This is a genomic window from Streptomyces sp. NPDC059668 (assembly GCF_042734135.1).
In the GTDB taxonomy this organism is placed as follows: Bacteria; Actinomycetota; Actinomycetes; order Streptomycetales; family Streptomycetaceae; genus Streptomyces.
The window spans coordinates 16,912-23,179 of record NZ_JBHWEL010000064.1 but is presented as its reverse complement, the minus strand read 5'-3'; the positions used below and the strand labels follow the sequence as shown (position 1 = coordinate 23,179).

Genomic DNA, 6,268 nt, shown 5'->3' with positions numbered 1-6,268 from the left:
ACCGGGCGGGCGGGGCTGTGTGGAGCGCCGGGCAGGCCTTGCACCTGCATCTCCCCGCAGGAAGCGGGACGTCTTTCCTTGGACCACCAACGCCGGGCCCGCTACCAGAAATCCGGCGGCGTGCTCAAGATCGACTATAGCGGAGAGGCGCCCCGGGACACAACGCGGCCGCGGTGGCGGCCCGTTGCCCGGACGGCTGCCACCGGACCGACGCCGTCCGGAGGGCGCTCAACCCGCGTGACGCGTGACGTTGAAGGTCGAGGCCTTCGCGGAGAACGCGGTGCCGTGGTCCTTTGCGGTGACGAGGACCGCCATGTACCACGTGCCGGTCGGGATCGCGGCGGCGTCCTTCCGCCCGCCGGCCGGGGCCCGGTAGGTGCACACCGACGTGGTCGCCGAGGACGCCCTGCACGTGGCGCTCTCCACGGAGGCCATCTCCGCCGCCTTGGGCGCCAGGTGCGAACTCCGGGGCCACGCCAGGACCTTCACGCTCTTGATGCCCGAGTCGTCGGACACGGAGGTGGTGAACGTGAGGGCGCCGGTCCCGCCGTCGCCCAGGACCACCGGGTCCGAGGTGGACTTGCCGATCACCGGTTCTCCCGTCGGTCCGGCCGCGTCGGCGGGTCCGACGAGGGCGACGGTGGCAACGGCGCCACCGCCCAGGACGACGGCACCGGCGAGCGCGGAGACGACGAGGCGCTTGGACATGTGATTCCCCCATGACGAGAAGGTCGACGGCCCGACCCCCGCACACGCGGGGCCGGTTCGACACGACGCACACCAAGTTCCTTGATCCGAACCATGGCTGACGGTCGATCAGCGTGCGGTGCACGTCGTGCCGTGTGAGGTCCATGGTGTGTGCCATCGGGGTCGCCGGGCATGAGTACGGCTACTCAACCCCCCTCGATCCGCTCCCGTGAGTACTCCGCACCAGGGGACTCGGCGGGCGTGCTCGACCACCGGCCGGTGGCCCCTGCCCGATGGCAAGCGGCCGGCCCGGTCCTCGCACCGTGCGAGGGCCGGGCCGGCCGTCTCTCTGTCCACCCCCGGGCGCTTCGTCAGCCCTGGCGGGCCTTAAAACGCGGGTTCTTCTTGTTCACGACGAAGGTCACACCACGCCGGCGCACCACCTGGGCACCGGGCTTCGACTTCATCGAGCGCAGGGAATTACGTACCTTCACAGCTCTGCTCTCCTTCTGCCAGGGCGGGCCCGCGATCAGTGCCGCGGCGAGTCCGCGCGGCCGTAGCGGCGCTCGAAGCGCTCCACCCGGCCGGCACTGTCCACGACCCGCGCGTTCCCGGTGTGGAACGGATGGCTGGCCGACGAGATCTCGACGTCGATCAGCGGGTAGGTGTTGCCGTCCTCCCACTCGATCGTCCTCGCCGAGCGCGCCGTCGAACGCGTCAGAAACGCGACGTCCGCGGCCCGGTCCCGGAAGACGACCGGCCTGGATTCGGGGTGAATACGAGGCCTCATGCCTGTTCCCTCCTTGCCACTGCCCACCCGGTCACGCCGGGGTCGATTCAGCGTTCCTCCCGGAACGGGACGTGCTCACCCGCCACCCGGTCGTACTTGCGCAGGACGAGCCGGTCGGGGTCACTGAGACGGTTCTTGCGCGTCACGTAGGTGACACCGGTCCCGGCCGTCGACTTCAGCGTGACGACGGGACGCGCACTGCTGCGTGCCATGAGGTCCTCCTTCCGCCCGCACCGCGAGGATCTTGACTCGCGCATGCCAGCTACGAGTGGTGTAACAGCGACCCCCCTCGTCGCATTCCCGCCCTGCCGGGCGCACCCGGGGCCGGCCCAGGTCAGGCGAACCTGGCGCTGGGGACCGGCCCCGACGAGATCAGCCGGGCCCGGTCGCCCCGGAGCCAGGAGCCCTGGACCGCCGAGACGAAGCCGGTGAAGGCCCCGAGCGGGTCGGCGGGCGTCTCGCCGTCGCCCTCCGCCGGTGACGGATCGGCTCCCACGATCTCGGCGGCGATCCGTTCCGCCGGGCGGTCGTCGGCCGGCCCCCGCTCCGGGGTGCCGTCCTCCCCCGCGCGCAGCTGCTCGCCCCAGGGCGCCACGACGGACTGGTGGAGCAGCGTGACGCTGTCGGCGGTGATCACCGGCGCGTCCGTCCAGTCGCTCGCGTGTTCGTGCAGCACCTGCCCCGGCGCGCGGTCGAAGAGCTGCCCCAGGATCTCGGGGCCGCCGTCGGCCTCGGCGAGCACGTTCAGGTCGTACGCGACCACGACGGTGTCCTCCCGCCCGGGGGCGAAGGGCTCCGCGGGAAGGCCGAGCACCTCGGCGGCGGCCAGACCGAGGATCCGGCTGTCACGGTCGGGCAGGAGCGACACCGACCGGGGGCGCTCCCCGGCGGCGTCCAGCAGCGCCCGCAGCCGCAGCAGACCCTCCAGGCACTGCCCGTAGGTGTCCTGCAGCCACGCGTACCGGCCGGTCATCCCGGCGCCGAAGCCGAACGGGGAGAGCGTGCCGAGGACCGTGCCGCCGATCACGAACTGCCATCCGCGCAGATCCGTCGCGTCGAGCGGGCTCACCGGCTCCGCGCTCGCGGCGCGCTCCAGCATCCGGCGCTGCCGGTCACGCGTGGGCACCCACCGCGGGTCCGTCAGGTCCGGCAGCAGCGCGTGCTGGCGCCTCGCCAAGGGGAGGTCTCCGGCCATGATCGCGTTGTGGACGAGGAGGTAGCGGTCCGGCCAGTGCGCGAGGTCGGCCTCGTGCCGTGCCAGCACCTCGACGGCCTCGCCGTGCCGGCCCTCGCGCTCGTACGCGGACACGAGCTCACGCATCACCGCCGGCGTGCCCGGGTTCGCGAGCAGCGCCTCCCGCAGGGCGGGTATCGCCAGGGAGGAGAGTCCACGTTCGACGCAGGCGTACCCGTAGTCGTAGAGCGCCTGTCCCTTCCCGGGATCCGCGGCGAGCGCCGCGGCGGCCTTCCGGAGGTCGTCGAAGCCGGCCATTCCCGCGGCCCGGCCGACCACGAGGGCCGTCTCCCCGAGCGGCAGCGTCCCGGCGCCCGGTTTCACCAGCCGCAGGGCGCCGGGGATGTCTCCGGCGTCCAGGCATTCCCAGGCCTTCAGCAGATCGGCGGACTTCGGTCGGTGGTTCTTGCGGGAGAACATGCTGGAGATCATCTCCGGACGGCCCCGGCGCCCTCAACGTCTTTATGGCCGTGGCGGTCGTCAGGTCTATGTGCCGTGGCGGTCGTCAGGTCTTTGTGCCATGGCGGTCGTCACGTCCATATGGCCGTGGCCGTCGTCCTGCGTGGCCCGCGGTCGTCCTCCGCACTCCGCCCGGATGACGTCCGAGCGGACCGACGGTAAACGCCAGACCGCGCCACCCCTTCCGAAGAATAGAAATATCTACCAGCATGAGCACGCCGGGTCGGGTCCCGGTTGCGCACCCGCAACCGGACGTCGCTCCGCACATGCTCGAACAGCCTGTGAGGACACGGGAGTTGGTCATGCCGGACGCAGCGTGGAGGAAAGCTGTCGAGTGGCTCGCGGCGGCGGCCTCGGACCCTCGGGCCTGCAAGCGGGACTGGGATCAGGAGCCGGGAACCGCACTGATGGAGGCCGGCCGCTTCTGGGACGTCCTCAGCGTTCCCGAGCAACTCGGCCTGCTCGCCCTGGACATCCTCTGGGACGACCCCGTGCGGGCCCCGGGTCCGACCCTGGTGGACACCGCGGCCCGCCGCGTCGGATTCTTCCTGGCGCCGGACCCCGAGAGCCGATGGGTCGGATCCGGCATCCGGTACGCCGGCAAGGGATCGTGGGTCGCCGTCCCCCCGCCCTACCGGTCCGCGCGGTTCCTGGAGTGGCTCATCCCGCCGGACGGAACCGGGGGTCTGCATTCCGCCGCCTGCCTGGAACTCGCTCTGCAGCAGGCCAACGGAACCCTCGCCGTCCTGGCACCCTCCCGGGAGTGCTGAGACCCCGGGCGGAGCAGCGGGGGTCAGCCGCCCGGAAGGCCACGCGGTACGGGCACGGCGGGCACCTGTTCGGCCTTCTCTCCGCCGGGGGCCCGCTCCGTCCTTTCCGGGGCCCGCTCCGTCCGGGTGTTCGCCGGCCGGGGCGGTGGTCCCGCCGGCCGGCGGTCCGCCCGGGAGCCCGCCGGCCACAACTCGCCGTCCAGCGGGTCCGAGGCGGCGAAGGAAGCCCACAGCACCTCGACGACCTCGCGGCGCTCCGGGACCGTACGGCCCCTCGCCCGCCACTCCGCGACCAGTTGGGCGTAGATCGGCGGGTGCGGCGGGTGGCCGGCCGCCGCCTCGGCGTGGGGCCGGCCCGCGAAGTCCTCCTCCGGACGGCGTCGCCGGGCTGTGTGTGTGCTGTCCATGACGGACCAACGGCCACGCGTGCGCCGGTGGTACGCGCCCGTGCGGCCGCTCACCGGGTCGGGTGAGGGTGCCGCCCGTTTGGAGTCATGTCCCGGTCGCACAGTAGGACAACCATCTTCTTACGGGTTCGGGGCCGCCCCGCGGGATCGGGGCCACCGTCCGTCTCAGTTCCGCGCGCCGGTCACGACGGGCTCGGCCTCCGGGCTCGGCAGGTCGGCGGCGGCACGGGCGACGGGCATACGGGCCGTCCGCCGCGCCGGCACCAGGAGGGCGGCCAGCGCCGCGCCGAGGCAGAGCAGGGCGAGCAGGCTGAACCCGTGGGTGTAGCCCGAACCGTAGGGCAGGCCCGAGGGCTGGAGACGGCCGGTCACCAGGACACTGGTCACGGCGGCGCCGATCGATCCGCCGATCGTACGGATGTTGGCGTTCATACCGGTCGCGGCGCCGGTCTGCTCGGGCGGGACGCTGCCGACGATCAGGTTGGCCATCGAGGCGAAGGCCAGTCCGATGCCGAGGCCGAAGACACCCGCGGCGAAGGCCACCTGCCACTGCTGATCGTGCCAGGCGGCGAGGAAGCCGCAGGCCACGGCACCGAGCGCGGCACCGGTGGTGAGCAGCTTCTTGGCACCCAGCGCCGGTTCCAGCCGGCCGCTCAGCACACCCGAGCAGAACATCGCGATCAGCATCGGCAGCATGAGCAGCCCGGCCCCGGTGACGCTGGCGCCGAAGCCGTAGCCCGCGGAGCGGGGGGTCTGCACGAAGCCGGGGAGGAAGGACCAGATCGCGTACATGCCCGCACCGAACAGGAGGGCGGCGGCGTTGGTGGTCCACACCGCGGGCAGCCGCATGACGTTCAGGTCGATCAGCGGGCTGCTGGAGCGGGCCTCGGCGTACAGCCACAGCGCGAAGAGCACCACGGCGGCGACGAACAGGCCGATCACCCGGTCCGATCCCCAGCCCCAGTGGGTCGCCTGGCTGAGCGGCAGCAGCAGGGCCACCAGCCAGCCCGAGAGCAGTACGGCACCGAGCCAGCTGACGCGCCCCTCGGCGCGCTTCGGCGACTCGGGAACACAGCGCAGCGCGATCAGGGTGGTCACCGCGACCACGCCGACCGGCAGCCAGAACAGCCACTTGTAGTCGAGGGCCGACACGATGGGGCCGGCCGCCACCAGGCCGACGCCGCCGCCCGCCGCGATCACGGCGGACAGGTTGCTGATGCTCGGGCCGACCTCGGCAGCCTCGAACTCGTCCCTGATGATGCCGAAGGAGAGCGGGAACAGCGCGCCGCCTATGCCCTGGACGACCCGGGCGACGATGAGTACGCCGATGGTGGGCGCGAGTGCGGCGAGCAGACAGCCGAGCGTCACGGTCACCAGGACGGCGACGAGGGTGCGCTTCTTGCCGACGAGGTCCCCGACCCGGCCGAGGATCGGGGTGAAGACCGACGCGGACAGCAGATACGCCGTCATCACCCAGGTCACGGTGGACTGCGAGGTGTGCATCGCGTGCTGGACGGTCGGCAGGGCCGGCGCGATCAACGACTGGAGCATGGAGAACACCCCCGCGCCGGTCGCGAGGACCGCGAAGGTGAGGCGGGTGGACTTCCTGGGCATGGAAAGGCCTCTCGGAACAGGATGCGGCCGGGATCGACCGGCCGGGTCGTACGACAGGGAGGGCCGACGGGCGGCCGTGAACATGGGGCGACCGCGCGGAGCGGGTCGCCGGGGAACAGGCAGGGAACGGACAGGAGGTGAACGGGCGGCGCGGGCGGCACAGGGCCCGCCGCCCCATCAGCACGGGGCACGGGCACGTCGTCGGGGGGGGGGGGGGGGGCGCCCCGGCGGGCAGCCCACCCGCCCGCGCCAAAAGAGGTAAGAATACAACACAGACTCCGCAGCCCACCCCGCCACACCAGAAGAG

General features: G+C 72.4%; 8 protein-coding genes. 1 reads left to right on the top strand and 7 read right to left on the bottom strand.

Features of this window, described 5'->3' with window-relative positions:
* Nucleotides 1-228: 228 nt before the first annotated feature.
* The 5 genes from ACFV2J_RS32895 to ACFV2J_RS32875 all read right to left on the bottom strand — a co-directional run bounded on the left by ACFV2J_RS32895 (nucleotide 229) and on the right by ACFV2J_RS32875 (nucleotide 3,131).
* Entirely contained in the window at nucleotides 229-708 is a 480-nt protein-coding gene (locus tag ACFV2J_RS32895; protein ID WP_385098512.1) for a DUF5707 domain-containing protein, read from the bottom strand.
* 350 nt (nucleotides 709-1,058) lie between these two features.
* On the bottom strand, nucleotides 1,059-1,181 hold the full coding sequence (gene ykgO / locus ACFV2J_RS32890) for a type B 50S ribosomal protein L36 (protein WP_148014371.1): 123 nt from the start codon (nucleotides 1,179-1,181) through the stop codon (nucleotides 1,059-1,061).
* A gap of 35 nt (nucleotides 1,182-1,216) precedes the next feature.
* Nucleotides 1,217-1,477 (bottom strand): type B 50S ribosomal protein L31, encoded by a 261-nt coding sequence (locus tag ACFV2J_RS32885; RefSeq protein WP_385095909.1) that lies wholly within the window; start codon nucleotides 1,475-1,477, stop codon nucleotides 1,217-1,219.
* Nucleotides 1,478-1,524: 47 nt separating this feature from the next.
* On the bottom strand, nucleotides 1,525-1,689 hold the full coding sequence (rpmG, locus tag ACFV2J_RS32880; RefSeq protein WP_385095906.1) for a 50S ribosomal protein L33: 165 nt from the start codon (nucleotides 1,687-1,689) through the stop codon (nucleotides 1,525-1,527).
* 122 nt (nucleotides 1,690-1,811) lie between these two features.
* A complete protein-coding gene (locus ACFV2J_RS32875) occupies nucleotides 1,812-3,131 on the bottom strand; it encodes a hypothetical protein (RefSeq protein WP_385442065.1) in 1,320 nt (439 codons plus the stop codon).
* 341 nt (nucleotides 3,132-3,472) lie between these two features.
* On the opposite strand from ACFV2J_RS32875, the gene ACFV2J_RS32870 reads away from it, so the two are divergent.
* Nucleotides 3,473-3,940: a hypothetical protein gene (locus ACFV2J_RS32870; protein ID WP_385095900.1), complete on the top strand. Its 468-nt coding sequence runs from the start codon at nucleotides 3,473-3,475 to the stop codon at nucleotides 3,938-3,940.
* Nucleotides 3,941-3,963: 23 nt separating this feature from the next.
* Here ACFV2J_RS32870 and ACFV2J_RS32865 read toward each other — a convergent pair whose 3' ends face one another.
* Both ACFV2J_RS32865 and ACFV2J_RS32860 read right to left on the bottom strand, forming a co-directional pair.
* Complete coding sequence (locus ACFV2J_RS32865) at nucleotides 3,964-4,347, bottom strand: hypothetical protein (RefSeq protein ID WP_385442062.1); 384 nt, start codon at nucleotides 4,345-4,347, stop codon at nucleotides 3,964-3,966.
* Nucleotides 4,348-4,512: 165 nt separating this feature from the next.
* On the bottom strand, nucleotides 4,513-5,961 hold the full coding sequence (locus ACFV2J_RS32860; protein WP_385442059.1) for an MFS transporter: 1,449 nt from the start codon (nucleotides 5,959-5,961) through the stop codon (nucleotides 4,513-4,515).
* Nucleotides 5,962-6,268 lie beyond the last annotated feature (307 nt).